Origin of the sequence: Kitasatospora setae KM-6054 (genome assembly GCF_000269985.1) — a bacterium.
Classification (GTDB): Bacteria; Actinomycetota; Actinomycetes; order Streptomycetales; family Streptomycetaceae; genus Kitasatospora; species Kitasatospora setae.
Map to the genome: position 1 here is coordinate 5,190,215 of NC_016109.1, position 25,553 is coordinate 5,215,767.

31 protein-coding genes are annotated in these 25,553 nt (G+C 73.1%); 7 read left to right on the plus strand and 24 right to left on the minus strand.

What is annotated here, in order from left to right:
* Positions 1-22 precede the first annotated feature (22 nt).
* Entirely contained in the window at positions 23-1,276 is a 1,254-nt protein-coding gene (locus KSE_RS23120) for a helix-turn-helix domain-containing protein (protein ID WP_051055347.1), read from the plus strand.
* 7 nt (positions 1,277-1,283) lie between these two features.
* Here the strand turns inward: KSE_RS23120 and cutA are convergent, their stop codons facing one another.
* Positions 1,284-1,766: a divalent-cation tolerance protein CutA gene (gene cutA, locus KSE_RS23125; RefSeq protein WP_331457850.1), complete on the minus strand. Its 483-nt coding sequence runs from the start codon at positions 1,764-1,766 to the stop codon at positions 1,284-1,286.
* Here cutA and KSE_RS23130 point away from each other — a divergent pair.
* Positions 1,765-2,307, plus strand: coding sequence for a GNAT family N-acetyltransferase (locus KSE_RS23130; RefSeq protein WP_051055348.1), 543 nt, complete (start codon positions 1,765-1,767; stop codon positions 2,305-2,307). The genes cutA and KSE_RS23130 overlap by 2 nt on opposite strands.
* An 886-nt stretch (positions 2,308-3,193) precedes the next feature.
* On the opposite strand, the gene KSE_RS23135 is transcribed toward KSE_RS23130, so the two are convergent.
* The 10 genes from KSE_RS23135 to KSE_RS23180 form a co-directional block, all read right to left on the minus strand.
* On the minus strand, positions 3,194-3,640 hold the full coding sequence (locus tag KSE_RS23135) for a hypothetical protein (RefSeq protein ID WP_014137770.1): 447 nt from the start codon (positions 3,638-3,640) through the stop codon (positions 3,194-3,196).
* Positions 3,641-3,645: 5 nt separating this feature from the next.
* Positions 3,646-4,095, minus strand: a complete 450-nt coding sequence (locus KSE_RS23140) for an NUDIX hydrolase (RefSeq protein WP_014137771.1) — start codon at positions 4,093-4,095, stop codon at positions 3,646-3,648.
* Between the two features lie 32 nt (positions 4,096-4,127).
* Positions 4,128-4,922 carry an SDR family NAD(P)-dependent oxidoreductase gene (locus KSE_RS23145; protein WP_051055349.1) on the minus strand — a complete coding sequence of 265 codons (795 nt, stop codon included), beginning with the start codon at positions 4,920-4,922 and terminating at the stop codon, positions 4,128-4,130.
* Complete coding sequence (locus KSE_RS38750; protein ID WP_014137773.1) at positions 4,900-6,021, minus strand: hypothetical protein; 1,122 nt, start codon at positions 6,019-6,021, stop codon at positions 4,900-4,902. Before KSE_RS38750 ends, KSE_RS23145 begins: the two co-directional genes overlap by 23 nt.
* Positions 6,021-7,814 carry a nucleotidyltransferase domain-containing protein gene (locus KSE_RS23155; protein ID WP_014137774.1) on the minus strand — a complete coding sequence of 598 codons (1,794 nt, stop codon included), beginning with the start codon at positions 7,812-7,814 and terminating at the stop codon, positions 6,021-6,023. Before KSE_RS23155 ends, KSE_RS38750 begins: the two co-directional genes overlap by 1 nt.
* Positions 7,815-8,113: 299 nt before the next feature.
* Positions 8,114-8,968 (minus strand): hypothetical protein, encoded by an 855-nt coding sequence (locus KSE_RS23160; RefSeq protein WP_014137775.1) that lies wholly within the window; start codon positions 8,966-8,968, stop codon positions 8,114-8,116.
* Positions 8,965-9,441, minus strand: coding sequence for a DUF6415 family natural product biosynthesis protein (locus KSE_RS23165; protein ID WP_014137776.1), 477 nt, complete (start codon positions 9,439-9,441; stop codon positions 8,965-8,967). The genes KSE_RS23160 and KSE_RS23165 overlap by 4 nt, the downstream gene beginning before the upstream one ends.
* A gap of 101 nt (positions 9,442-9,542) precedes the next feature.
* Positions 9,543-10,052, minus strand: a complete 510-nt coding sequence (locus tag KSE_RS23170; protein WP_014137777.1) for an NUDIX domain-containing protein — start codon at positions 10,050-10,052, stop codon at positions 9,543-9,545.
* Positions 10,053-10,215: 163 nt separating this feature from the next.
* Complete coding sequence (locus KSE_RS23175) at positions 10,216-10,791, minus strand: ATP-binding protein (protein ID WP_014137778.1); 576 nt, start codon at positions 10,789-10,791, stop codon at positions 10,216-10,218.
* Entirely contained in the window at positions 10,788-11,195 is a 408-nt protein-coding gene (locus KSE_RS23180) for a hypothetical protein (protein ID WP_033260339.1), read from the minus strand. The genes KSE_RS23175 and KSE_RS23180 overlap by 4 nt, the downstream gene beginning before the upstream one ends.
* 250 nt (positions 11,196-11,445) lie before the next feature.
* On the opposite strand from KSE_RS23180, the gene KSE_RS23185 reads away from it, so the two are divergent.
* The 3 genes from KSE_RS23185 to KSE_RS23195 are packed head-to-tail and all read left to right on the plus strand — an operon-like array spanning position 11,446 to position 13,794.
* Positions 11,446-12,729 carry a helix-turn-helix domain-containing protein gene (locus tag KSE_RS23185; protein ID WP_014137780.1) on the plus strand — a complete coding sequence of 428 codons (1,284 nt, stop codon included), beginning with the start codon at positions 11,446-11,448 and terminating at the stop codon, positions 12,727-12,729.
* On the plus strand, positions 12,714-13,247 hold the full coding sequence (locus KSE_RS23190) for a GNAT family N-acetyltransferase (RefSeq protein ID WP_014137781.1): 534 nt from the start codon (positions 12,714-12,716) through the stop codon (positions 13,245-13,247). Before KSE_RS23185 ends, KSE_RS23190 begins: the two co-directional genes overlap by 16 nt.
* A 1-nt stretch (position 13,248) precedes the next feature.
* Positions 13,249-13,794, plus strand: coding sequence for a GNAT family N-acetyltransferase (locus KSE_RS23195; RefSeq protein ID WP_051055351.1), 546 nt, complete (start codon positions 13,249-13,251; stop codon positions 13,792-13,794).
* Positions 13,795-14,694: 900 nt separating this feature from the next.
* On the opposite strand, the gene KSE_RS23200 is transcribed toward KSE_RS23195, so the two are convergent.
* The 11 genes from KSE_RS23200 to KSE_RS23240 all read right to left on the minus strand — a co-directional run bounded on the left by KSE_RS23200 (position 14,695) and on the right by KSE_RS23240 (position 22,577).
* Positions 14,695-15,057, minus strand: a complete 363-nt coding sequence (locus tag KSE_RS23200) for a hypothetical protein (RefSeq protein WP_014137783.1) — start codon at positions 15,055-15,057, stop codon at positions 14,695-14,697.
* Between the two features lie 79 nt (positions 15,058-15,136).
* On the minus strand, positions 15,137-16,279 hold the full coding sequence (locus KSE_RS23205; protein WP_014137784.1) for a protein-L-isoaspartate O-methyltransferase family protein: 1,143 nt from the start codon (positions 16,277-16,279) through the stop codon (positions 15,137-15,139).
* Positions 16,276-16,707: a lasso peptide biosynthesis B2 protein gene (locus KSE_RS23210; protein WP_051055353.1), complete on the minus strand. Its 432-nt coding sequence runs from the start codon at positions 16,705-16,707 to the stop codon at positions 16,276-16,278. Before KSE_RS23210 ends, KSE_RS23205 begins: the two co-directional genes overlap by 4 nt.
* Positions 16,708-16,709: 2 nt before the next feature.
* Positions 16,710-16,973, minus strand: a complete 264-nt coding sequence (locus KSE_RS23215; protein ID WP_014137786.1) for a PqqD family peptide modification chaperone — start codon at positions 16,971-16,973, stop codon at positions 16,710-16,712.
* Positions 16,967-18,757 carry an asparagine synthase-related protein gene (locus KSE_RS23220; RefSeq protein ID WP_081539582.1) on the minus strand — a complete coding sequence of 597 codons (1,791 nt, stop codon included), beginning with the start codon at positions 18,755-18,757 and terminating at the stop codon, positions 16,967-16,969. Before KSE_RS23220 ends, KSE_RS23215 begins: the two co-directional genes overlap by 7 nt.
* Complete coding sequence (locus KSE_RS42970) at positions 18,758-18,922, minus strand: hypothetical protein (RefSeq protein ID WP_014137788.1); 165 nt, start codon at positions 18,920-18,922, stop codon at positions 18,758-18,760.
* A 189-nt stretch (positions 18,923-19,111) separates the two neighbouring features.
* Positions 19,112-19,978: a hypothetical protein gene (locus KSE_RS23225; protein ID WP_014137789.1), complete on the minus strand. Its 867-nt coding sequence runs from the start codon at positions 19,976-19,978 to the stop codon at positions 19,112-19,114.
* 240 nt (positions 19,979-20,218) lie between these two features.
* On the minus strand, positions 20,219-20,473 hold the full coding sequence (locus KSE_RS23230; RefSeq protein WP_033260148.1) for a hypothetical protein: 255 nt from the start codon (positions 20,471-20,473) through the stop codon (positions 20,219-20,221).
* Positions 20,470-20,631, minus strand: a complete 162-nt coding sequence (locus KSE_RS42975; protein WP_157850101.1) for a hypothetical protein — start codon at positions 20,629-20,631, stop codon at positions 20,470-20,472. The genes KSE_RS23230 and KSE_RS42975 overlap by 4 nt, the downstream gene beginning before the upstream one ends.
* Positions 20,621-21,181, minus strand: a complete 561-nt coding sequence (locus tag KSE_RS38755; protein WP_014137790.1) for a hypothetical protein — start codon at positions 21,179-21,181, stop codon at positions 20,621-20,623. Before KSE_RS38755 ends, KSE_RS42975 begins: the two co-directional genes overlap by 11 nt.
* 139 nt (positions 21,182-21,320) lie before the next feature.
* A complete protein-coding gene (locus KSE_RS23240; RefSeq protein WP_081539584.1) occupies positions 21,321-22,577 on the minus strand; it encodes a helix-turn-helix domain-containing protein in 1,257 nt (418 codons plus the stop codon).
* Between KSE_RS23240 and KSE_RS23245 the strand changes: the two genes are divergently transcribed.
* Positions 22,576-23,115: a flavoprotein gene (locus KSE_RS23245; protein WP_014137792.1), complete on the plus strand. Its 540-nt coding sequence runs from the start codon at positions 22,576-22,578 to the stop codon at positions 23,113-23,115. The genes KSE_RS23240 and KSE_RS23245 overlap by 2 nt on opposite strands.
* A 72-nt stretch (positions 23,116-23,187) precedes the next feature.
* Here the strand turns inward: KSE_RS23245 and KSE_RS42305 are convergent, their stop codons facing one another.
* Together KSE_RS42305 and KSE_RS23255 are read right to left on the minus strand one after the other, a co-directional pair.
* Entirely contained in the window at positions 23,188-23,367 is a 180-nt protein-coding gene (locus KSE_RS42305) for a hypothetical protein (protein ID WP_148283149.1), read from the minus strand.
* A gap of 548 nt (positions 23,368-23,915) precedes the next feature.
* Positions 23,916-24,296 (minus strand): hypothetical protein, encoded by a 381-nt coding sequence (locus tag KSE_RS23255; protein WP_014137794.1) that lies wholly within the window; start codon positions 24,294-24,296, stop codon positions 23,916-23,918.
* 266 nt (positions 24,297-24,562) lie between these two features.
* Between KSE_RS23255 and KSE_RS23260 the strand changes: the two genes are divergently transcribed.
* Positions 24,563-25,468 carry a hypothetical protein gene (locus KSE_RS23260; protein ID WP_014137795.1) on the plus strand — a complete coding sequence of 302 codons (906 nt, stop codon included), beginning with the start codon at positions 24,563-24,565 and terminating at the stop codon, positions 25,466-25,468.
* Positions 25,469-25,553 lie beyond the last annotated feature (85 nt).

Below are 25,553 nucleotides of genomic sequence, written 5' to 3' on the forward strand. Positions count from 1 at the left end.
ACGCTTCTTCGGGGGAAGCCTCATGATGGAGATTCAAGCGATCGGCGAACTGCTGCTCCGCTGTCGTAAGAACGCGGGCCGGAGCCGGCCAGAGCAGGCCAAGCACGTCGAGACCTTCTTCGGGAAGTGGTTCGATCCTGAGCGGATCAAGCGGTGGGAGACGGGGAAACGTATTCCTACCAGCACCGATTTTCAGCTGATCGTAGACGCGTACGGGATCAGCCTGGAGGAGGTGCAGGCAGCAGTGGCCTACAGCCGGCGGGCACGGCGACTCGATCAGATGCCCGACCTGGTAGAGGAACCAGAGGAGGACGAAGTGGAAAGGCGGACCTTTATCAGCGGCCTTGCGCTGGTCACGGGTCTCGCTGCCGAACCATGGGGCCGACTCGCTGCGGCCCTGGACGGTGGCCCTGTCGACAAGACGACCACGGCTCGGCTGGTGGAGAACACGGCGGAGATGTTCACCGCCGAGGAGCACATGCCGGCGCGGCTTCTCGCTGCCCGGCTCTCCACCCACCTCGACACCATCACCAGCCTGCTGCCCAATGCCGGAGCTCACCAGCGAGAGTTGATGATCGCCGCTGGAGAGGCCGCAGCCCTCGCCGGATGGGTGCACTGGGACCTCGGCGACCACCGGACCGCCATGAAGTACTACAACACCGCGGCACTGGCCGGTCGTCGCGCCGGCCATGGTGCCGTCAACGCCCTCGTCCTCGGATACACCTCGTACGGGGTCGGCCCCGACAAGGCCCGCCAGATGCTCACAGCCGCCCAGGAACAGGTCCGCGGCCCCGGATACGCCACCGCCCGCGCATGGCTGTGCGCCCGGGAAGCGGAGGAGGCCGCCGCAGTCGGCGACCAGGAGGCCGCCGTCCGGGCCCTCGACCGGGCCGCCACCGCTTTCGACTACGCCAACCCGGCCGGGGAGCAGGCGTGGGTCGCGTTCTTCGGCCCAGCCCGGCTCGGCTCGATGCGGGTCGCCGCCTACGCGAAGCTACGGCACCGGGAACTCACCCAAGCCGCCGACGACACCCTGGCCGACCTCGGTTCCGCCGACACCAAGATGCGCGTCGCCGTCCTCGGCGATGTCGCGTCCGGATACCTCGTCGCCGGCTCCGTCGACCAGGCCGTCGAGGTCGGCCGCCGCGCACTGGCCGCGACCCTGGAGACCGAGACCACGATGGGCAAGCTCCGGCTCAACGCCTTGGCCGACCAACTCCCCGAACAGCGCGAGGCCCGGACCTTCCGCGAAGAGATCCGGGGCGCGCTCGGGTGAGTGCGAGTCAGCCCGCCGTCTCGGCGTTGATCCACTCCAGGTAGGACGCGCTGCCCGACACGATCGGTACAACGATGATTTCCGGGGTGTCGTACGAGTGCTGCTCGCCGATGAACGCCGTGAGCCTGTCTCCGAGTTCAGCGCGGGTCTTGAAATCGACCCGCCACTCCGGCCCGGACTGCACCTCACCTTCCCACCAGTACACCGAGCTGATCGCGTACACCTGCGCACACGCGGCCAGGCGCTCGCGCACGACCGCCGCAGCGAGTTCCCGCGCCTTCGCCTCATCGTCATGGGTCGTCGTCACCATGATGTGATCGTTAGTCGTCATGCCTTGAGCGTAGAACCCGCAACTGGCCGCCAGGCCAGGCGTCGTCAACTCCGCCACGAGGGACAGCCCGAGGAGAGTGCGGCGTTCTTCCCAGAGGCGTAGCGCCGTGGAACGCTGCGACAGCACCACCGCCATCATCGGGGACAGGAGCAGCAACATGGCCACCCGGCTCAAGGTCACCTACTACACCGCTGAGGATCTGCCCGAGATCGAGCCGGTGCTGCTCGACCTCTACGACCGGATCTACGCCGAGGAGAAGGCGGGTGACCCGTTCTTCTCGATGGAGGCGTTCACCGGCCGTCTCCACCGCCAGGCCGCCGCTCCCCGCTGGGGCTGTGCGCTCGGGGAGGTCGACGGCCGGCCGGTCGGCTACGCCTACGGGTTCGCCCGCACCGCCGACTACCGGTGGGGCGGCTTGATCGAGACGGAGCCCGGCGCCGACCTCGCGGAGACGGACAGCCGCACGTTCGCGTTCTGCGAGATCATGGTGCTCCCGGAGTCCAGGGGGACCGGCATCGCCCACACCCTGCACGAGGAGCTGCTGTCGCACCGTCCCGAGGAGCGGGTGCACCTCCTGGTCGAGGAGGACCACCCGCGGGTGCGGGCCCTCTACGAGCGGTGGGGCTACACGAAGATGGGGATCATCCAGCACCCCGGGTCGCCCCGCTACGTCTCCATGCTCCGGCCCGTCGCCCTCTGAGCCGGCGGGGTCGACGGCACCCGGGCGCACTCGGCAAAGGCCGTGACGACCGGGCGGCGATCCTGTTCGGCAAGGTCAAGTCGGAGCGCTGCCCGCCCCGGTGGTTCCACTGCGGCTGCCACGGCGTGATGGCTCCGGCCGCGGACCGCAAGATCCGGGTCTGCGCCGCCTGGACCCTTCGTGCCGGGGGAGGGGTCGGTCATGGCTCCAGGGTCGGCGATGAACGCTGCCTGGTCAAGGATTCGTTGTGAACGAGTTGTTCAATGGCTGGGTCGCGAAGCGGTATCGGAAGTCGGTGAGCGGGGCATCACCGCAGGTGACGGTGGGTGGGCATGCTGGTGCCCAGAGCCGGACTCGAACCGCCAGGGTCACCCCCGCTGACCTGCGACGATCTGTCGACCTGCGAAAACGGGCCCGCATCTCCCCGAATCAGCCCGGATCTCCCCGGATATAACCGTGCCCGTGCTCCCGTGGGAGCACGCTTGGGAGCACGAGCAGGTCACACAGGGTGAGGCGGCTTCGTGGGGGTCGAGCGCCTGGATGCAGAGTGATCCGGCCATCCCGCCGTGAAGACGGCCGGAAACCGCCCCTCGGCGCAGGCCCCGGGCGGAACGGAGAGGGGGCCCGGCAGCGTGCTGCCGGGCCCCCTCGTCCACCCCATATCCAGCCTGCGGAGCATGGACACGGGCGGCCTCTGTTGCCAGTTGCCACTCTGCCCGATCGGATTGCCATCCGCCGCAAACATCACCCGAATGAGCGTGCACGCGACCGCAAACGGCCAATCTGACCCTTCGTCAACTCCTGTAAATCCGACGGGATACAGGGCCCGCCGGGCAGAACTGTGGCCCCGGCGAGGACCGCCGGGGCCGCAACAGCAGGGGTGCACTCAGCTACCGAACGTCCCGCCCGGTGCGGTCGGCGCCGGGGCCGACCGCGCGCAGCGGGCGCACCTCATTCGGGAGTAGATCATCGTCGGACCGGTGATCACGTCCTCGACGCCGCCCTCCGCACTGGCCGAGCCTGACGGACCCTTGCAGTCCGGGCAGACCCGCCGCGGAGTGAGTTCCCGGTAGCACAACAGGCACACCAGGATGTCGGGCGCCTCCGCGAGGACGGCACACGCCTGCGCCTTCTCCGGCAGGTGCGGGCACGTCCTGAGCACCCCGGCCGCATCCGCCGCCGCCAGCACCGTCAGGATGTCCCGCTTCCACTTCGGCGCGCTGTCCGTCGGCGTGGCGACCCCGGGCGCGTGCCCCTGCGCCGCCAGCGCCGCGGCCATCTCGTCGGCCAGCCCAGGCGGGGGCACCTCCGGCCACAGCTTGCGTCCGCTCACCCCGGCTACTCCGCCCCCTGGGCGACGGGCACCAGCTCGTCGCGCTCGACCAGGCCGCGGAGGACGGCGGCGAACTCCGGGGGCATGAGGTTCGCCGCGTCGATCGCGGCGACGGTGAGCGGCAGCTCCAGGAGGGTGTACTCGCCCCGGCCCTCCTGGGTGAACTCCGGGCCGCTCTTGTCGTCGAACGACCACTCCGCGACGGTGGCGAGGTAGAAGTCCTGGCGCTCCTTCTCGTCCTCCAGGGCGTAGAGGTGCCGGACGATCTTCGCGCGGCCGTGGATCTCCTCGTAGACCTCGCGGACGGCCGCGGCCTCCGGGTCCGCGTCGCCCTCCTCGACGCCCCCGCCGACGACGACGGAGTACGGGTCGAGGCCCGGGCGCACCCGGCCGATCAGGAGCAGGGTGTCGCCGGGGGTGAGGAGGACGGCCCGGGCGCGGTGCTTCTTGGACATGGTGGTGACTCTCTACTCGGTGGGTCGGGCGGTCAGTGGAGGAGCCAACCCCCGTCGATGTGCAACGACTGACCGGTGGTGAACGACGCGGCGGGGCTGGCGAGGAAGGCGACCGCCGCGGCGACGTCCTCCGGCCGGCCCCGGCGCGGGATGCACTGCCGGCGGATCTGCTCCTCCGGCTGGACTCGGTGCTCCGGCGGGAGAGCGTTCTCCGCCTCGACCTGGATCGCCCCGGGCACCACCGCGTTGACGGTGATCCCGTCCGGGCCCAGCTCGCGCGCCAGCGACCGGGTGAGGCCGAGCAGCCCGGCCTTCGCCGCGCTGTAGGCCGTCAGCCCGGCCCGGCCCGCCCTCGCGTTGACGGAGCCGATGTTGATGATCCGGCCCCACCCCCGCGCCACCATACCGGGGCTGACGGCGGCACAAGTCCGGTAGTGGATCGTCAAGTTGGTCTCGATCGCGGCGGCCCACTGCGCTTCGTCGAGGGTCTGCCACGCGACGCGCGGGTAGGCCCCGGCGCAGTTCACCAGGATGCCGACCGGGCCGAGTTCGCTCTCCACCTGGCTGGCGAGCGCCCGCACCGCGTCCGGCTCGGTGAGGTCGGCGCTCACCTCGATGCCGGCCCTGCCTTCGCGGCGGACGTCGCCGAGGACGGCGCGGGCCTGCGGGATCTGCGCGAGGTGGGCGACGGCGACGGCCGCCCCGGCGGAGGCCAGGGCCCGGCTGATCGCCGCCCCGATGCCGGTCGCGGCGCCGGTCACCAGCGCGGTGCGGCCCTGGAGCGGCAGCCGGGAGAGGGGCTGTTCAGTCGACGGGTACACGGTCATGGTTGTCCGTCCGATCGTCGAGGCCGGCGGTGTCCGTCGGCGGAAGCGGAGAGGTGCGGGTGAACGCCTCGGCGGCGGCGTGGACTTCCGCCACCTTGGCCAGCAGGAGGAGGAGGTCGGCCTCGGTGAGCTGTGCGAGCGGGACGACGCCGAGCAGGCGCAGCAGCAGGAACGGGCGGAGCTGGGTGAGGAGGGCGTCCGGGTCGAGGCCGGCTGCCTCGCCGAGGTCGGTGTGCAGCCGCTCGAAGAGGCGGCCGATCGCGGCCTCCCGCCCGGCGCCGACCTCCCAGGTGTAGCTGATCTCCACCCGGCGCTGCTCCTCGTCCAGGACGACCCGGTCGAGGCGCGGCACGGCCACTGGAGGGAGGTGCAGCGGCAGGGTGCGGGTGAACACGTCGGGCTGGTACCGGGGTACGAGCCAGCCGCCCATGCCGAGGAGGTACCAGAGCAGCACGGCGACGTCACCGGCCACGCTGTTGCACCCGGCGTACTGGAAGTCCAGCCAGCACAGCGGGTCGCCCGCGATGTTCGGCTCCGTCGGGTCGCCCTGGGTGAGCGCGGCGAGGACGGCCCGGCCGCCGCCGAGGCGGTCCCGGGCGAAGGCGACGGCGTCCGGGACGTCGAGCAGCATCGGGACGCCGTTGACGGTCGCGGAGAACCCGGTGAGGTCCCGCACCCGCACCGGCCGACCGGTACTGCTGGAGGCAACGGTGAGCCGGTCGGAGAGGACCCGTTCGTCGACCCGGCCGCCCGGCCGGATGCGCTCGGCGTACAGGCCGGGCACGCAGGAGGACAGCGGCGCCGTGCTGCCGGTCTTCCGGATGCTCAGGACCAGGCTGTCGCACACCGCGTCGACCAGGGCGACGACCCGGGGCCCGCCGAGCGGACTGCGGTCGGCGACCGCGATCACGTCGCCCAGCAGCATCCGGCCGGTGCTGAGGACGTCCTCGTAGGCCAGGACGACCCGGTCGCCGAGGGACGTGCGGCGCAGCAGCCGCGGCACCGGGAGGACGTCCTCGACGGCCCGCCAGCCCGCGGCCTCGGCGTCCGCCTCCGCCGCGCCGAGCGGCTTCTCGAAGGCCCGGGCGCGGGCGCCCATCACCGGCCACCGGCGGGCAGGGCCGTGGTCGCCAGCCAGTGCCCCAGCACCAGCTCCGCGAGGACGACCGCCTGCTCCCGCTTCCGGCGGGCGTCGCGGACCAGCTCCAGCTCCGCGAGGGCGACGGCCTGGTCCCGGTCGCTGCGGTCCTCGTTCACCAGCCGCGGCCCCGCCCCCGCCGCCTGGCCGAGGAGCGCGGCCAGCGCGTCGTCGTCCGCCGACACCTCGACCCCGTCGAACCGCAGCATGACCTTCGCCAGCAGCGCGGTGACCTTGTACAGGGCCCGCAGGTCCGGCGCACCCTTGAGCAGCTGACGGCGGATCTCCACCGCACCCTGCACACCGGCCTTCACCGACGCGGCGACGTCCGCCGTGAGGTCCGGCGCGGGCAGCACCAGGCCCGGCCGGCACCACTGCGCGGCCAGCGACCCGGAGCCGAGGAGAGCGAGGACGTGCAGCAGACGCGACGTCACCATGCCGCTGCGGCACTCGCCTTCGGTGAGCACGGTCAGACCGAGCTTCACCCCGCCGAGGTCGGCCTCCAACTGCTCCAGCACCCGCCGCAACTCGGCGGTGCCCGCCGGGTCGGCGATCACGAACACGTCGAGGTCGGACCAGCCGCGCTGGTACTTGCCACGGGCGCCGCTGCCGGTGACGGCCAGCAGGTCGATCACCGGGGGCTGCTGCACGGTGGTGCGGTCCAGCAGCGCCGACAGGTACGCCTCCAGGTTCACCGGCAGGCCGAGGGTGTTGACCGGCGCGACGGTCGGCGTCCGCAGCGGCCACCGGGAGCCGAGGGCGACCATGTCGAGCTGCCGCTCCAGCCGCAGCCGGGAGCCGTTGTTGTCGACCACCAGGTGCGCGAGGCCGGCGATCCGGTCGGCCCCGCGCGACACCTTCACCTCGTCCCGGTCAACCACGTCGAGCGGGCCGGCCGTACCGCGCCGCGCCCGGACCTCCGGCTCCGCGTCAAGGTAGACGATCGAGAGCTGGTCGCCCAGCATCCGGCGCAGCTCCGCCGTGCTGTCGTACTCGTGCAGCGACTCGACGGTGACCCGGTCCAGGAAGTGGTGCGCCGCGCAGTACCGGTCGAGGGCATCGACCAGCAGCTCCGCCCGCACCACCGGGTGGAGCCGGTACGGGTCGGCGACCCCGGCCCACCGGGCGGCCTCCTCCAACAGGTAACCGATCTTGAGTCGGGCGTGCCCGTGCTGCACCCTCAGGTACTCCCCGGCGCTGCTCTTGCCGCACTCGGACAGCCCGCCGAGGGCGACGATCCGGACGCCGGGCAGCGCCCGCGCCGGAACGGTCGGCACCACCGGGTGGACGAGCTGGCGCAGCTCGTCCTGGACCTCGACGACCGGCCGCCCGTTGACCACGATGACGTTCGACCACCGGCCGTCGGCGGCCAGGCGGTGAAGCTGGGTGTGCAGGTGCCGCTGGTACGCCGCGTACCCCGGCGTCACCGACTTCTCGTGCGACAGCGCCCGGGCCGTGCCGACCTCCGGGTCCTCGTGGTGGAGGAGCAGCACGCCGAACTCGGCGGCCTCCGCCCCGGCGAGGTCCGCGCGGAACGGCTCCAGCAGCTTGAGCGCCCGGCCCGCCGCCGCGTCGGCGCTCAGGCCCTCCCGGACGGCGACGGTCGCGGCGAGGGTCGCCTCCAGCATCGGGATGCCCCGGTCGACGAGGCGCACCTGGGCGTCGCCGAGCCGGCGGACGCGCTCCAGGTAGGAGCTGGCCAGGACGTCGGCGACCTCCTCCACCGGCCCGTGCTCCCACCACCAGCCGCCCATGCCGCCTGGGCCCGCAACGATGGCCGGCCACCGCGGGTCGTGGGCGTCTAGCGTCCCGCCGGACGTTCCGGCCGGGCCGAGACGCCGCAGCAGTATCCCGAGCTGCTTCGTCTTCCCCGAGTTGTCCGGCCCACTGAGCGCGACCGTGGCAGAAGTGAGCGAGTGAGAGAGGGACACAGTGTCCTCCGAGAGCTCGTCTAGGTCCGAGATGGTTGGGGCCCCGGCCTGAGTCGTTAGCCCCGCCAGGGAGGATGAGGTTCAGAAGGTCTTGAGGGCGCAGGGTCTGGGGGCGGCGGAGATCAGCTGGGCCGGCTCGGGCCGCGCCAGACGATGACGCCGGCACCGTCGTGGCGCGCGCCGGGGTGCTCCCACGCGGTCCGGAACTGGTAGCGGCCGATCGCGGCGAGGTCGCCGAGGAGCTGGCCGACGCCGGCCCGCCAGTGCTCGGCGGCGGCCGGGGGCAGCGGCTCCCCGTAGGCCCGCGCGAACTCCGGATCCGGCCACCACGTGACGTGGGCCGACATGTGCGCGCCGGGCGGCCACAGCGGACTGTCGGTGTCCAGCACCGACCGGCGCCCGATGTCCGCTACCCCGGCACCGCGGCGCCTCTCGGCGACCGCCCGCAACGCCCCGGCGACCTCATCACCGGGGGCGGGGCCTTCGGCCCACTGGGGCCACCCGTCGATGAAGTTCGGCCGGGTCGGCGGCACCCCGTCCCAGGCTCCGGCCGGCGGCCAGTCGGCGACGGCACCGGGCGGCAGCTCCCAAGCCAGGAAGGCGCGGGAGCCGAAGCGCTCCGAACCGCGGTGCGGGCCGGTGACCGCAGCCTGGAGACCCAGGCTCCTCAGTGCCGCGAGCACCGCGGCGGTGCTCTCCTCCCAGTGCCCGGCCGCGCCCTTCGGCACTTCCTTGCGGCTGTCGCGGGAGAACTCTGCCGCGGGGTGCCAGACGACGCGCCAGCACGCGAGCGCACCGGGCGGCCACGTCTCCGGCGGCGCCCAGATCACCATGCACCAACCCGGCGTCCCGAGCACCGGCCGGAAGTGCCGGCCGTCCTCGGTGTACTCGGGCCGCTTCCTGTCGTAGCCGAGCCTTCCCAGCTCCGTCTCCAGCCAGTGGCGGGCCTCCCGGGGGCCCAGCCCGACGGCGCTCACCGGCCCGCCCCCGGCCGCCGCCCGCGCGGAGCCCGCATCTGGGCGTGCCGGTGCCGACCGGGCGGGCCGCCGCCGCGCCGGATCCCGCCGTACGGCACGCCGGGCAGGCGGTCCTCCTCGAGGCGAGGGTGCACCCACCGCAAGGTCGACAGCACCCGGCAGTACACCCCGAAGAGGACGACGCCCGCGAACAGATCCGACGGCGGGTTGCCCAGCAGGCGGCGGCCGCCGTGAAGCGCCGCTTCGACCGAGCCCCGCACCGCCGAGAGCTCCGGCAGGGCACCGTAGGCGGCGTCCACCTCCGCGACCAGCAGGGCAAGGTGCCCGACCAGCTCGTCCAGCAGCTCCACCATCCCGTCCTCGGGCGGCGGCCCGCCGACCTGGGCGCCGACCGTGAGCAGGTCCACGCGGTCCAGCGCTGCGGCGACGGCCGCCGCGTCGAGCCGGACCGGCTCATCAGGAGTGGGGTGCACTGCGTCCTCCAGGGGAGCGAGGGTGGAACTCCCCGGCCTGGCCGCGCCAGGCCGGGGAGCACGTGAAGGCTGCGGGCCGTCCGCCGGTGGCCCGCAGCCGGTCAGGCGGGCAGCTCGGAGACGGGCACGCCGTGGTGCAGCAGCGGGAGGAGCTGGCGCGCCTTCCGGGCGGCCAGCACCGCCCTGACGCGGGCGGCGGTCGCCGGGAGGAGAGCACCGTCGAACTCGTCCTCGCGCAGCCACACGTGGCCGGCGATCTCCCCGGCGGCGGCCTCCGGCACGGCCAGCGCGGCCAGCTCCTCGTCCGTGATCACCCCGCCGTCGAAGACCAGGTTCAGGCCCTCGTTCGAGCCGGTCTCCCCGTTCTCCGGGGTCTGGTCGACCGCGAAGAAGTGCGAGAGGCGACGGACGAGGCCCGTCTCCTCCCGCAGCTCCCGGGCGGCCGCCCGGTCGAAGCGCTCGTCCTTGCCGGCGGCACCGCCCGGCAGGATCGGCCGCTGCTTGTACGTCGTGACGGAGAACAGGACGCGGTCCTCCTGGTCGAGGATCAGCGTCAGGCAGCCGACCCGGCGCCTCGGCTGCCCGTCGTGCGGGATCTCGGCGTGTGTCATGAGGTACCCCCCAGTAGATGAAGCGAGTTGGATGCGGTCGCCCCGTCGAATCCGCAGCGACGGGGCGACCAGCGGGCCCCGCCCGTGCAGCGGGGCCCGCTCAACCGCCGACCGCAGCCGGCGGCACCCGGGGCAGTGCCGCCCCGGGAGACTCGTTGGACCGCTACGCGACCCGGGGCCGCCTGACCGCGCAGAGGCGGGACACCTGGAGCCCCGCGGTGACGGCGGCTCGGCGCAGCACTGCCTCGGGCACGCCCTGGACCGCGCGCCTCGGGTGCGGGGGCTGGACGGGCACGGCCAGCCGCAGCTGCGCCCAGACCTTCTTGCCGCCCGAGGTCGGCACCCAGCCCCAGCCCTCGGCCAGGTCGGCGACGATGAGCAGCCCCCTGCCGTTCTCCCGCACCCCGTCCTCGCGGGCACCGGCCGGGACGTACGGCACCGCGCGGCTCAGGTCGTGCACCTCCATCACCAGGGCGGTGCCGTCCGGGGCCAGATGGAGAGCGACGTGGTGCATGCCGGGCGGACTGTGCCGCGCCGCGTTGGCGACCAACTCCGACAGCATCTGCAACGCATCCAGGACGTCGCCCTTGGCCAGCCCCCACTCCTCCAGCAGCACCGTCCGCGCCCTGTGCCGCACGACGGGGACGGCGTGCAGACGGCTCTCCAGCTCCGCCGCGGTGGCCTCGACCGTCATCCGCGCGGTGAGCTCGGGATTCGCCCGCCCCGGGTCGGCCTTCACCGCTGCGCCCCGGCGTCGACCAGCTCCACCGCGGGGGGAGCGGCGGGGGCGGGCGGGAGCTGCTGCGCCCCGTCCGTGGGCGGGAAGGACGGTCCGGGCGTCCGATGGGTGACCAGAACAGCCCCGTGCTGGGCGACGGAGGCCGCGAGCCGGTCCCAGTCCTTGCGGCCGACGGCGAGCATCGTGCGGTCGAGGGTCACGACCATCACGACGTGACCACCGGCCACGAGCGCCATCACGTGCTGCCAGCCGGGGCGTTCGGCCGGCGGGAGCAGGCCGTCGGTGTCGAGGACGGTCTCGGTCACCGGGATGCCCTCGGCGGCGGCGCGCTGCTCGCACCACCCCGCCATGAGGGGACGGCTGACCTTGTCGTCGGTGCAGAGGTACACAAGGGCGCTGCGCATCGGGTAGCTCCTGTGGACGGTTGGAGCCGCGCCCAGCACGTCGGGGGGCGTGCCGGGCGCGACGTCGACCCGGACTCTTCCGTGATCCGCTCGCGCGGCTCGCCGGGTCGGCTGCATCCAGTCAAACGGGGGGGCGACCGCCAGGGGCAGGGTGGTTTCGGATCCGACTGCGCGCAAGCACCCGGAAGTTTTGACTTTCCCTTTACTCGAAGCCCGGCGCGGATCGTCACCCTGTCGCTACTCTCGGTGCGTGGGGGATAACCTGGAAATTCAGCGACGCATGCTCGAACTGGGCTTCAGTCAAGTCGAGTTGGCCCACCGGGTGAACGACGTGATCAAGACGCTCACCGGCCGTTACGGCACCTGCTCCGAGCGCACCGTGCGGGACTGGGTGAGAGGCAAAGTCACCTGGCCACGCGGACTCCAGCGCCGCTCACTTGAGGAAGTATTCGACTGCACGGCCGAGGAACTCGGCTTCCAGCCACGGGGAGCCACCCCCGCACCCCCACCGACGGAGAACGACGTGAGGCGTCAGACCTTCCTCAAGGGGATCGCTGCCACCGCCACCACAGCAGCCGGTCTCACCCCATCCCCCGCCACCGCAGCGCCCCGGACAACCATCGGCACATCCGACGTGATCCGCCTGCGCGCGGGCCTCGAAACCCTCGACGCCCTGGACGACCACCGAGGCGGACACGGCGCGCTGGAGAAAGCCGCCCTCGCTGGTGCAGCCGAGGTGATGGCACTCCAACGAACTGGTAGCGCCAGCGAACGGATCCGCAGCCGGCTGTTCAGTGTCGCCGCCGACTACACCGCCGTCGCCGCCTGGTCCTGTATCGATGCCCGAGACCTCGACCAAGCCCAAAAGCACCTCGACACCTGCATGCGACTGGCCGGCCTCGCCCGAGACCCCGTGGCCGTCTTCCGTACCTGGAACATGATCGCGATGCTGGCCAACCAGCTAGGGAACTACCCCGACGCCGTCGCAGCCGCCCGCGCCGCACAGCGAACCGGGATCACCCGCCGCGACCCCGCCTTCGCCTCGCTCGCCCACGCCCGAACAGCCATCGGCAGCGCCGGCCTGAACGACCGCCAGAGCGCCCTCCGCTCCATCGGCCTGGCAGCGGACTCCCTCGGCCGCGCACGCGGCGACCAGCCCTGCCCGAGCTGGTTCGCGTTCTACGGCGCTGCCGAACTCCAGGCCCTCACCTCGATCGTCCAGGACCGGCTCGGCGACGCAGTCAGCGCCGAAAGCGCCAGCCACCAGGCCCTCGCACTGCTGCCCGCCCAGTTCCGCCGCAACCGAGCACTCGCCACCGCCCGCCTCGCCCTGACACAACTCCACCAGGATGAGGTGGACCTCGCCGTCCACACCGCGTCCTCGGTCTTCGACGTCATGGCCGGCGACCCCCTGCCAGGGCGGATGCGCACCCTCCTCGGAGACTTCCACCGCGAGCTGTTGACCCTTTCCACGAACGCCCCGGCTGCGCAAGAGTGGGGGGATCGCTACCGCGCCGAATGGAGCCGAACGTGACCGACGCGACCCACCTGCGTCACTACCGTGCCGACGACGTGAACGACCCGTTCCGCCAGATGCTGATCGCCATCCACGCGGAGGTCTACGCCGACGTGATGGATGACGAGTTCAACCAGCGCTTTCCGTGGTTCGTCAACCACTGGAGCAGCATGGAGGGCTTCTCCTGTGTGGTGGCGTACGACGGCCAAGAGCCCATCGGTTTCATCTACGGGGCGCCCCTCTCGGCCGGCCGCGAGTGGTGGCGCGAGCACATCGTCCCCGCGCCGGAGGACTCCAGCACGTTCGCGGTGTCCGAGCTGATGGTCCGCCCGGCCTGGCAGAAGCAGGGGCACTCCACCCGCCTCCACGATGAGCTGGTCGCGGACCGGCCGGAGGCCCTGGCAGTGCTCCTCGTCGATACCGAACACCCCAAGGTCCAGGCACTCTACGAGAGCTGGGGATACGCGAAGGTGGGCGACCGCCGCCCCTTCGCGGACTCCCCGCTCTACGCCGTGATGGTGCGGGAACTGAGCTGACATGGCCCTCCGGAGCATGGCCGTCGCCCACTACACCGCCGAGGATCTGCCCGAGATCGAGCCGGTGCTGCTCGACCTCTACGACCGGATCTACGCCGAGGAGAAGGCGGGTGACCCGTTCTTCTCGATGGAGGCGTTCACCGGCCGTCTCCACCGCCAGGCCGCCGCTCCCCGCTGGGGCTGTGCGCTCGGGGAGGTCGACGGCCGGCCGGTCGGCTACGCCTACGGGTTCGCCCGCACCGCCGACTACCGGTGGGGCGGCTTGATCGAGACGGAGCCCGGCGCCGACCTCGCGGAGACGGACAGCCGCACGTTCGCGTTCTGCGAGATCATGGTGCTCCCGGAGTCCAGGGGGACCGGCATCGCCCACACCCTGCACGAGGAGCTGCTGTCGCACCGTCCCGAGGAGCGGGTGCACCTCCTGGTCGAGGAGGACCACCCGCGGGTGCGGGCCCTCTACGAGCGGTGGGGCTACACGAAGATGGGGATCATCCAGCACCCCGGGTCGCCACGCTACGTCTCCATGCTCCGGCCCGTCGCCCTCTGAGCCGGCGGGGTCGACGGCACCCGGGCGCACTCGGCAAAGGCCGTGACGACCGGGCGGCGATCCTGTTCGGAAGGTCAAGTCGGAGCGCTGCCCGCCCCGGTGGTTCCACTGCGGCTACCACGGCGTGATGGCTCCGGCCGCGGACCGCAAGATCCGGGTCTTCGCCGACCGGACCCTTCGTGCCGGGGGAGGGGTCGGTCATGGCTCCAGGGTCGGCGATGAACGCTGCCTGGTGAAGGATTCGTTGTGAACGAGTTGTTCAATGGCTGGGTCGCGAAGCGGTACCCGAAGTCGGTGAGCGGGGCATCACCGCAGGTGACGGTGGGTGGGCATGCTGGTGCCCAGAGCCGGACTCGAACCGCAGGGAGTGCCCCCGCTGACCTGCGACGATCTGCCGGCCTGCGAAAACGAGCCCGCATCTCCCCGTTCCAGCCCGGATCTCCCCGGATATAACCGCCCCCGTGCTCCCGTGGGAGCACGCTTGGGAGCATGGGCAGGTCACGCAGGGTGAGGGGGGGTCTGGGGGTGGGTGCCTGGGGCTTGGAGCGATCCGGCCACTGTTCCGAGAAGTTGGCCGAAGTCCGCCCCCTGTCGGCGCAGGCCGGGAAGGACCTCCCGGGGGGAAACGGGAAGAGGGCCCGGCAGCGTACTGCCGAGCCCTCCTATCCACCCCACATCCAGCTTGCGGAGCATGGACACGGGCGGTCTGTGTTGCCCGCTGACACTATGCCCGATCGGATTGCCGTCCGGAGCAAACATCACCCGAAAGAGATCGGCCGCGGCGGGAAGCCGCCAGCCTGACGGCACGTCAACTTCCGTTCCCCCAGCGGAGAAGCCAAAGCCGGGCAAGGGAACGGCCCCGGCGAAGACTGCCGGGGCCGTGACGGAGTACGTGCTCGGTCAGTAGGAGATGGCCACCCGGCAGCCCGGCTTGTCGATGATGTACCCGTTGCCGATCTTGGAGTCCGGCGTCCCGGCCGGGTACAGCTTGATGGTGGGGCGGGCCTCGCGATCCCCGTCCCAGGCCCGGATCTGCTTGCACAGGCGGTCGGCGAGATCCTGGCCGGCCGGGCCGCGGCCGGTGGCGCCGAGTTCGAAGCGGACGGGGCCCTCGCCCTCGCGGCGGGTCAAGATGAGGTAGGCCAGGGAGTCGCCCTCGGCCAGGGCGGGGCTGCGGCTCGGGATCGCCGGCTTGCACAGGCCACCGTCGGCGGCGGCCCGGTCGGCAGCGATCCGGCACGTGGCGGGGGCGGTGGTGCTCATCAGGGTGGTGTCCTTCCGTGGCAGGGTGGTTCGCGGTCAGCCCGCCAGCAGGCGTCCCAGCGAGGGGCGGGCGGGTCGGTCACTCGGCGATGTGCCACCGGCCGGGCACCAGCAGCGGGTCAGAGGAGGGACCGGCCAGCTGCATGCTGCAGGACCAGGCGATGAGGGGCGGCCGCCCGCTCACGTCCCAGGCCGCCGCACGGTCCGCGGTGGTCCGGACGAGCGCGGCGGTCTCGGCGTCGCTCCCGGCCGAGTAGAGGCCGTCCGGCTGGACGAACACCCCGGCCGTCTCGTCCTCGGTGACGACGGCGCACCCGCCGTACGTGCCGTCCTCGGAGGCGGCGCAGGTGACCCGGGGGTCGTGCCCGGCCAGGAACATGCACAGGTCGGCGAAGGCGTCCCGGTCCAGGCCGCCGGGGAACGGCCCGGCGACCCGGCCGGCGGGCACCGGCAGGTACGAGCCCCGGGAGGACGGCGGCACGGGTCGGCCGCCGTACAAGGGGCCGGCGGCGGTCATGAAGTCGGCCATCGTGACCAGGCGCCCGGTCGGGGTGCCGCCCGGCCCGGGGGCGTAGACCCGCGTCAGCGGGTGCACGCCCCCGTGCGCGAGCGGTGCGAGGATCATGCCGTTCGGGGTGAGCTGGTCGAGCCACGCCGGGGGGATGCCCGCGATGCCGCACGTGACGATGATCCGGTCGAAGTAGCCGTTGCTGGGGTACCCGAGATAGCCGTCCCCGGTGTGGACGCGGACCCCCGGGACGGCCGCCCGCTCCAGCGCGGCGCGGGCCTCGGTGGCGACCGGTTCCGAGTGCTCGACGGCGGTCACCGGGCCGCCGGTGATGTGCGCGATCAGCGCGCTGTTCCAGCCCGTTCCCGCGCCGATCTCCAGCACGTCCATCCCGGGGTGCAGGTCGGCGGCCTCCAGCATCTTCGCCACGATCGACGGCTGCGACGTCGAGGAGGAGGTGCCCGAGGTGTCGTCGGGCACGTGGGTGGTCAGGCCGCGGTCGGAGTAGACGATCGCCAGGGTCTCCGGGGTGGGCTGCTCGGGGTCGACGGCGGTGAAGCCGCCGGGCCCGTAGTGGCCGGAGACGAACAGGTGCCGGGGGACTTCTCGAAGGGCGCGGGCGACGGCATCGGTGCGGACGGCGCCCTTGCCGCGCAGATCCTGCACGAGAGCGTCGGCGGCCTGCTGCCAGGCGGTCGGGGCGGTGGTGGTCACAGGGCGGCTCCTTGCCGGTAGACGGTGACGGGAAGGTAGGCGGGGCGCGGGTCGAACGGCTCGGCGGCGGGCTCGCCTGCGGCTTCGATCCAGGCGTGGACGTCGGCGGTGCCCGGCCGCAGGCCGATCACCAGCGTGGGGGCGTGCCCGTGGAAACGGCAGTACAGGACGGCGGCCACCGACCTGGGCAGGCACGCCGTTGTGCCACCGAGCCACAGGAAGGCCGTGGTGACGGCCTGCACGGCGTGCTCGGCCTGCTCGGGGGTGGACGGCGGCAGCCGGCCGCGCAGCGCCCGGTTCAGGACGGTGTGCAGCCGCCCGTCGGGGCGGCCGCCCCGGGTGGTCCAGACGGCGGCGAGCCCGGAGGCGAGAGCGACCAGGCGCTCGCCGGGGCGCAGCCGGACGCGGGACGGAAGGGCAGTGACCACGCTCACCGATCCGTCACCACCCCGTGCCGGCGCAGGGCGTCCAGGACGTCGGCGACGTCACGGCGGACAGCAGCGGCTCCCTGCTCGGGGAAACGTGCGAGCAGAGCGACGGCCGCGGCCTCGGCGCCGCCTCCCCGCTCCATGGCCTGGAGCACGGTGACGGCGGTGGCGTTGAGCGTCCACACGTCGCCGGCGGCGGTGACGAGGGTGCCCCGGCCGGTGTCCGCCGCGGTGAGCAGCCGGGCGCCGGGGGAGAGGGTCAGCACAGCACGGCTCCTTCGGTCAGCGGGCGGCCCTCGGCGGTGCGCGCCCACACCTCGGCGTTCAGGGTCATCAGCAGCGTCAGCTCGTCCGTGCCCTCGGCCGCCGCCCATTCCCGGACCGCCGGAGCGAGGGCGGCGGGGTCGACCAGGCCGTGGTCGGCGAGCGCGCTGTCGCGCAGCAGCAGCGAGGCCAGGCCGCGGCGGTGCCGTCGGGCGGCGGCGCGGTCATCGGCGTTGTAGCCGCCTTTCGTCCGCCGGGTGAGGACTTCGGCGGGCAGGACGTCGCGCAGCGCCCCCGTCAGCAGGGGCTTGAACGCGAACGGCGAGGAGCGGTGGTGGCCGCGTACGGACAGGGCGGCATCCAGGACCGCCCGGTCCTGGAACGGGTAGGCCATCCGCAGGCCCAAGGTGCCTGCGGCATCCGCCTGCAGCCGGTTCCAGCGGGCCATCGCCCGCAGCGCCGCGACCGCGGTGTGCTGGTGCGGCCGGTCGTGCAGCGGCCTCGCTCCGGCTGCGGCGTCCCGCAGCCTCTCCTCCAGCCGCCGGCGCGCGGTGACGGTCAGCCACCTCGGCACCCACGGGCCGGACTCCCAGTCCATCGCGCCGTCGAGCGCCCCGGCGACGGCCGCGCGGTACGGCCCGGGAAACGCGGCTTCGGCCCGGACGTCGCGCACCCGGGTGCCGCGCAGTGCCGTCCACCCCCGCCGGTGCTGGCGCGCCAGCAGCCGCGGAGCCGAGCCGAGGTACGTCAGGGGCGGCAGCAGCACCTCGTCGCCGCCCTTCCCCGACAGCAAGACCCGGGCCCCGCCATCGAGCGCCTGCTGCCACAGGAACGCCGCCCGGGCCGGGCTCACCGCGGTGGGCCCCGGGGAGTCCAGCGGGAGCGCCTGCTGCCAGCCGTCGAACTGCCCGGGCACCTCGCCGACCGCCAGGACACGGTGCCCGGCACCGGGCTGAGCGGCCGTCACCAGCCGAGCCCACCGCAGGTCGTCGTTGGCCGGGTCGGCGGACGCCCTCGACAGGTTCAGGGTGCGCGGTCCGACCCGCTCGAAGGCGAGCGCCGAGAGGGCGGAGCTGTCCAGGCCGCCGGACAGCTCGACCGCGACCGGGGCGTCGGCCTCGCACCGGACGGCGACTGCTCCGCGCAGCGCCTCGCGGAGCAGCACCGCCCCGTCGGCGGCGCCAACGTCGTCGTCGGGCACCGTCCACCACGCTTCGGTGCGCAGTGCCCCGGACGCGTCGATGCGCGCCGCAGTGCCCGGCGGCAACTCGGACACGCCCCGGTAGGGGCTGGTGCCGGACTCCGCGAGGGCCAGCGGCGGGGCGGGCGCGAGGAGCTGCACCGCCAAGTGGTCGACGTCCAGATGCCGGTGGCCGAGCGCGGCCAGCGGCCGGGCACGGGAACCGAGGAACACCGCGCCGGACTGCACGGTGGCGAACACCGGGCGCAGTCCCGCAGAGTCGCCGAACAGCCACGTCACCGAGCCGTCCAGCACCACCAGGTGGTAGCTGCCGGGCAGCTCCAGTAGCCGCTCCCAGCGGCCCGAAGGCCGCAGCGCCCCTGCACGGTCGGCGAGTTCGGCGGCCTCCACCCGGTGATCGCCGATCACGGCGACCCGGTACCGGCCGGCGCTCGTGCTGGTGACCCGGTCGCTTCCGGCGCGCCCGACGATCCATGGCTGATCATCGGCCCAGGCCAGCACTTCGGCGCCGGCTTGGACGAGAGCAGCAGCAGGCCGTGCTGCCGGGGGCTTCCCCGGCAGCACGGTGAACCACTGTCCGAACACTCAGCCCTGCTGCTGGTACTTGGTGGTGTAGTAGTCGCCGTCGTCGGAGATGCCCGACGAGTACGAGCCGGCGGCCAAGGAGCCGACCGTCCCGGCCAGCGTCGCGGTCGGCGCCTCGTACTCCTCGTGCCCGTCGGTTTCCTCGACGCTCTGCTTCGTCTCCATCAGGATCTCCTGTCTTCTCGGCGCGGCAGCAGCCGCGCTGTGTTCAATACCCGTACCGGGTACCGATGTTGTTCCGGCCGCCCATCGTGGTGGACGGCCGTGTGCCGCCGGGCGGACAGCCCGGCGGAGCAGATGGCCGCCGCCCCGACGGCGCAGGCACCGGGGCGGCGGAGGGGATGGCCGTCCGGATCACGCGGCAGGCGGCGGGGATGCCTCGGCCCGGTGCCGGGCCAGCCACAGCGCGGGGCTGTCGAGTTCGGCGGACGTCGGCACGGTGTCCTCGCCGTCGAAGATGCTGCTCAGCATCGCCGGGCCGCCGGCGTCGTGCAGGGCCGACATGAACTGCTGGCCGCGCAGGTACAGCGACCGATCCGGGACGATCGGCAGGAACTCGGCCACCCTGCGCAGGGCGCGAAATCGCAGCTTCGCCTTCGGGTCACCGGGGAAGTGGTCCTCGACACCGCCGAGTTCGGCGACCAGGCGGCGGTGCACCCACATCGCGTGTCCCTCGCTGACCTCCGGCACCGGCAGGACGTCCCGCGCCGGCCGCCGGCCGATCCGGGCCTCGACCATCTGCCGGACCCACATCGGGACGAGACCCGGGAACCGCAGGAACTCGGCAGCGTGGACGAGTTCGTGCCCGAGAGTCTGGGTCAAAGCCCGCTGCGAGGTGCGGTTCCCCGCGTGCATCCGGTGCACGACCAGCAGTTCCGGGCCGACGGGCCCGAGCACCATCTGCCCGCCGATCAGCGGCCAGCACAGCCGAGTCATCAGGCCGGTGATCGCGCCCTGGGTGGCCGCCAGCTTCAGCGCGGCGGCCCGGTGCTCCTCGGCCTCGAACTCGGCCGAGACCATCCGGCCGACGATCGTGAAGTGCCCCCTCGTGATGCCCGGCACCGCGCCGGGGCGCACCAGGCGCACGGTCACCTCGTCCGGCAGCGGCAGCGCCGACAGCTCCACGATCCGGGGAGCAGCCGCGTACAGCGCCTCCTCGGCCCGGACGGTGAACGCCCGACCGGCCGACCCCGCCTCGTTGCTGATCAGAAAGCTCGTCATCCTCGGTCCTGTCTCGGGGCTCTGGCAACCGCTCAGCTGTGGTGGCCTCCCCCACCCGACCCATGGGAGGGGGAGGCCCGGCGCGCCCGACAGCACGCCGTTGTCCGCCGATGGACGCGGCGGCCCCCGGGGGAGCAACCCCGGGAGTTCGTGGTGCCTACACGGCCGCCCGGCGAGGCCAGACCGCGCACAGGCGGGACGTACGGGCCACCGCGGCGCGATAGATCTCGGGCTGCTTGCTCACGCGGGCCTCCCGGCTCGACAGTGCGGCTCGTGGATGATCGCTGCGATGCTGCCGCCACCTGTCCAGGTGCGGGCGGTGATGCAGGAGCCCGCCGCCCTGGCGAGGCCCAGCACGGCCCAGCAGTCCGCCAACGAATCAGGGTTGGCGGGCGCGGCCACGCGATAGCACCCGCAGCCCACACGCTGTATCGCCGCCTCGGCGCCGGTGGAGGCGGCGTAGCGCGCGGCGGCGTCGAACACCGCGGTGCTCACGCGGACCGCTGAGTGGTGGCGGCGGTGAGGTAGTCGTCCCAGCAGTCCGAGACAGCCGGGTTCTGGTCGCGGCCGACGCCGGTCCGGCAGCGGGCACAGGCCCCGCACGGCCGGTACCGGGCATCCTGCTGCGGGCGCTGGGACGGGCTACTGGCCATGGCCGGCCTCCAGGTCCCGGGTGCACACCACCGTGTCGTAGTCGCGCACCACCCCGGCACCCGCCTGCAGCGTGACGACGCCATCCGGGTGGAGGGGCCTGCGGGTGGTGCGGCACACGATGCACGCCCGGCCCGCGAGCTGCTCGTCGCTCGCGAGGATGTCCACCTCGCGGCCGCCGGCCACCGCCCGGGTGACCCACCGGGCGGTGGCGAGGTGGCGGAGCACGGCGGCCAGGCGCAGCGGGTCGACGAGCTGGTCCAGGTCGGTCGGTGAGGGCGGGGCGATCCAGCAGAGGCCGGTCGGGTCGACCCTGTCGACGCCGGGGACTCCGATGTAGGTGCCGCGGCTGAGCGGGCGGGTGCCGAGGGCGGGGTCCGCCGCTGCGGCGGCCGAGGCGGCCGGGACGAGGAAGTAGAGGGTGCTGTTGCGGGTGTCCCAGATGACGGGACCGGTGCGGTGGCCAGTCTCCTGGTCGAGGACCGACAGGGCGGCGAGGCCGGGTTCCTGCTGGACGGCGACGGCGTCCCAGTGGATTCCGGCCTCGGTCACGGCGACCGTGCCCAGGGGCGGTGCCCACCGTGGTGTGTCGAGAGGTAACGTCATCGCCCGCTCCTGTCTCCTGCTGATCCGTCATGACCAATGTCGGACACAGGTGGCGGGCGGACTCACACAGTTCTGTGTGAGTCCGTCAGATGCCGGCCCACTGGGCGAACTGGACGACCTGCTCGGGCGGGCGGCGGTGCGCCCGGACGATGCCGGTCGCGGCGTCCTTCACCTTGGCGGAGTGCCGGATCTGCTGCGGGGCGAGTTGCCGGGCGGTCTGCAGGCGGGCGAACGCCTCCTCGGGCCGGCCGAGCCACAGGTGCGCGCGGGCCATCTCGGCGTGGTGGTGCGCCGCCCGGGACGTCGCCCAGGTCGCGGGGATCTCTATCCGCCGGGCAACCTCCAGCGCCTCCCGGTACATGCCCTGGTCGACGTAGCAACTGGCCCTGTGCGCGGCGGCGTTGGTCGGGCCGAACGACATCCACAAGGTGGTGGTCTCGCCGGTCGCGGCGGCGTACCGGTCGGCGGCGGCCAGGTACTCCTCGACATCGTCGCGCTGCCCGGCGCCGGCGGACAGCACCGCGCTGGCGAGGTAGAGCTGGCCGGTGACCGCGCGCCGGTCGAGGCCCGGGTCGGCCTGCTCGACGGTGGCGCGGGCGAGGGCCGCGATGCGGATGCCGGTGCGGGCCTGCCCGGACCTCAGGTAGAGCATCGCCCGGTTGTACATCCGCAGCCCGGCGACGGCCGCGTCGGAGGCCCGCTCGGCGGCCCAGCCCATGCGGTCGAGCGCGATCGACGCGAGGTCGGGATAGCCGGTCTTGCTGGCCACGTCGTAGGCGGTGCGGTACTGCATCGCCAGGGCCTGCCACAGGCGGCGGGTCTGGTGGGTGTGGGCGGCGGTGGTGGTCTCCACGATCAGGCCGGGCAGCTCGGCGGCGGCGGCGCGCAGGTCGGAGGCGCGGATCAGCGCGCACAGGCGGTCGGTGTCCGCGGCGAGCGCGGCCTGGTCACGGGGGGCGACGTCCGGGTCGGCGCCGAGGTCGTACAGGTCGAGGGCCTCGCGGATCGGCTGGACGAGCGCGGCGAGCTGGTCGCGGCGCAGCTCGTCGGTTCGGGGCTGGCCGAGCAGGTCCGGTACGCGCATGCCCATGGCGCGGGCGAGGGCCGCGACGACGCCGTCGCCCGGGGTGCGGGCGCCCTGCTCGATCGCGCCGATGTACGACGTCGACACCCCGGCGTCCTGGGCGAGCTGGCTTTGCGTCATGTGCCGCATTTTGCGGGCCTGCTGGAGGCGCCGGCCGAAATCCTGGTCCACGTCCCGACGGTAGCGCTGTCGAGCGCGGGCGCGGGACCGCTTCGGAGAGTTGCCGCCCGCCGGGGCCGCCGTGTTGCATGGGCCCATGCCGAACCCGCGCCCCGTTGTGTACCTGTTCGCGTCCGCCGCGCCGCCCGCACTGGAGCTGCCCGACGTCGTCCGCCGGGCCCGGGGCCGGGGCTGGGACGTCGCGGTGGGGCTGACCCCGACCGCCCGGGACTGGCTGGACGAGCGGGTGCCCGAGCTGGAGGAGCTGACCGGGCACCCGGTGAAGACCGCGTACCGGCGTCCGGGGCAGCCGGACGTGCTGCCGCCGGCGGACGCGGTGCTGTTCGCCCCGGCGACGTTCAACTCCGTCAACAGCTTGGCGGCGGGGATCACCTCGTCGTGGGTGGTGGGGTTCGCGGCGGAGGCGCCCGGCAAGCGGATTCCGGTGGTGGTGATGCCGTGCATCAACTCCGCGCTGGTGCAGCACCCGCAGTTCGACCGGAGCGTGGCGGTGCTGCGGGAGGCCGGGATGCGGGTGCTGTACGGCCCCCCGGATGGGTTCGTGCCGAACCGGCCGGGTGAGCGCCTGCCGTACCCATGGGAGCGCGCCCTCGCGGCGGTGGAGCAGGCGGTGTAGCGGGCTGAATCGGTCTTCGGAAAGCCGCCCGGTTAAGCCGAGCGGGGCGGACTTGCGCCAGGCGGATGCTGGTCAGGCCAGCACGAAGGAGTCCGGGGGCGGCGGCATCATCGCCAGCATCCGGGCCATCTCGCCGAAGGCGCTGGCGATCGGCACCCGCACCCACAGCTCCGCGCACACCCGGCAGGAGATCCGCAGCCCGTCGCCCCGGCTGCACACCCGGTGCCCGTCCTCGACGGCGTGTTCCGGCACCGGGTGCGTACACACCGGGCACGGCCGCAGCCGGGCCACACGCTCGATCTGGCGGCGGGCCCGGGCCGCCCGCGGGTACGGGCGGCGGTTCGGCCGCGTGTAGGGGCGCAGATTCACCGCCCACCCCCGACATGGCGGTGCCCCGCCGATGGGGGGGGAGATCGGCAGGGCACCGCAGTTCCCCGCCGCTCGGGGGGCGTTCGGCGGGAGCAAGGCCGAGTCTGCCCCCGAAGCGTGATCGCTATGGGCGATTTGCCGATGTTCCTCCAGAACGGCCAGTACGCGCGCCGTCCGCTCCTCCTCGCGCCGGTCCGCACTCGCAGTGAGGGCGCGGTCGAGGTCCACCGGGCCGCAGGCCGCCAGTGCCTCGAACACCGACCGGCCCTCCAGCTCCAGCTCGGGGGCCGGGATCACGATCACCGCCGGTTCCAGCCCGGGCCACTCCTCGTGGCACCAGCCGCACCCCTCGGAGCACGGCCGGCGCAGGCACCCCACCGGCGGACCGCCGGGCCGGCGCGGAACCTCCGGGAGCGGCAGCCCGGGCGCCGTCACTCCCCGCTCCCGGCCGTCTCGGTCGAGCCGTCCGCCGGCTGCTCCCCGGCGGCCTGGTCGATGAGCCCGGCTGCCCTCACCGCGCCGAGGGCCGGGTGCAGCTTCTCGGCCATCGCCTGGAGATGCCGGACCGCCTCGTCCAGGACGTCCTGCTCGGGGCCGCCCCACCGGCCCGTCGCCAGCTCGACCAACTCCACGTCGCTGATGTTCCGCAGCCACATCGCGCGCTGCTCCGGCTCCCGCTTCGCCAGCTCGAACTGCCGGACCACGCCGGCCAGGCGGTCCAGCCCACCGTCCGTCAGGTCGAGCCGGACCCTCCCGTCGTGGGTGAAGACCACGCCCTGGAAGTCCTCGGTGCCCAGGTGCAGCGACGTCATGTTCAGCCTCCGTGCTCGGTTGGGCCGGACAGGATGGCACAAACCGCGCCGGGCCGGTCGGCCGCGCGCCGTCACCACGAGTGCCGCTGTTCGACCGAAACCGATCACCGTTCGACCGTGACAGCGGACAGGCGTCGAATCCGTTGGGTATCACGGGTCTCCGCCCCGAAAGGCGGACGTGGCGATGTCGAACAACCAGGGAGGCACTTTGGGCTATGGAATGATCACCGCCCGTAATGATCGCGTGCTCATTCAGGGGAGTTCCCATGCGCGTTTCGAAGAAGCTCAGGTCCGTTGTCACCGCATTGGCCGTCGTGGTCGGGGCGTTCGCGGCGGCAGCCGGCCCGGGGGCGCCGGCCTCGCACGCCGCGACGAGGGACGGCGGAACGAACTGGACCGCCCTCGTCGGGATCGAGATCGTCAAGAAGACCGGGCAGATCAACCAGTTCAGCCAGCAGACCGTCTACTGCCCCAGCGGCAAGGTCGCCATCGGCGGCGGCGGGGAGGCAAGCACGGGCTACCCCGCCAGGCGCGGCCATGAGTTGAGCCTCGTCGGCAGCTTCCCGATGGGGAGCGGAACCCAAGCATTCGGGTGGGCCTCCAACGCCCGCTGGGACTGGGCCTCCCAGACTCCCCTGACGGTCACGACCTACGCCATCTGCGCCTACATGCCCACCGGATACGAGGTGGTCGGCGGCGCCCCCACCCAGGTGCCCTCCGGGCAGACCATCGCGATGACCTGCCCCGCCGGCAAGGTCGCCATCGGAGGGGGCGGCGAGGTCCGTGGCCCCAACACCGGCCTGAGCAAGTCCTACCCGGCCGCCGCCAGCGGCTCCGCGCAGATGAACCAGTGGGTCGTGGGCGGCTTCGACATGGCGAGCAGCACGACGAACACCACGGCCTACGCGATCTGCTCCGCACCCGTCCCCGACCTGACGATCGCCCGCTACAACGCGGCCTCCGAGAGCCCCCTCGGCGGCCTCCTCAAGTGCCCCACCGGCAAGATCGTCTCCGGTGGCGGCGCCTCCGGCAGCGGACCGCGGGCCAGCCTGGTCGCCAGCCGCCCCGCCAAGGCCGCCGAGACCGGCTCGAACGACGGCTGGTGGGTCCAGGCGACGGACGACCTGAGCACCTCCGACATCGACCTCTACGTCATGTGCGTGAACCGATAGCAGCCCTGCAACGCCCGCCCTGGGCCGGCCTCCGCTGCCGGCATGGTGCCGACCATGAACCGCCCGCCCCTGGAGCTGTGGGGGC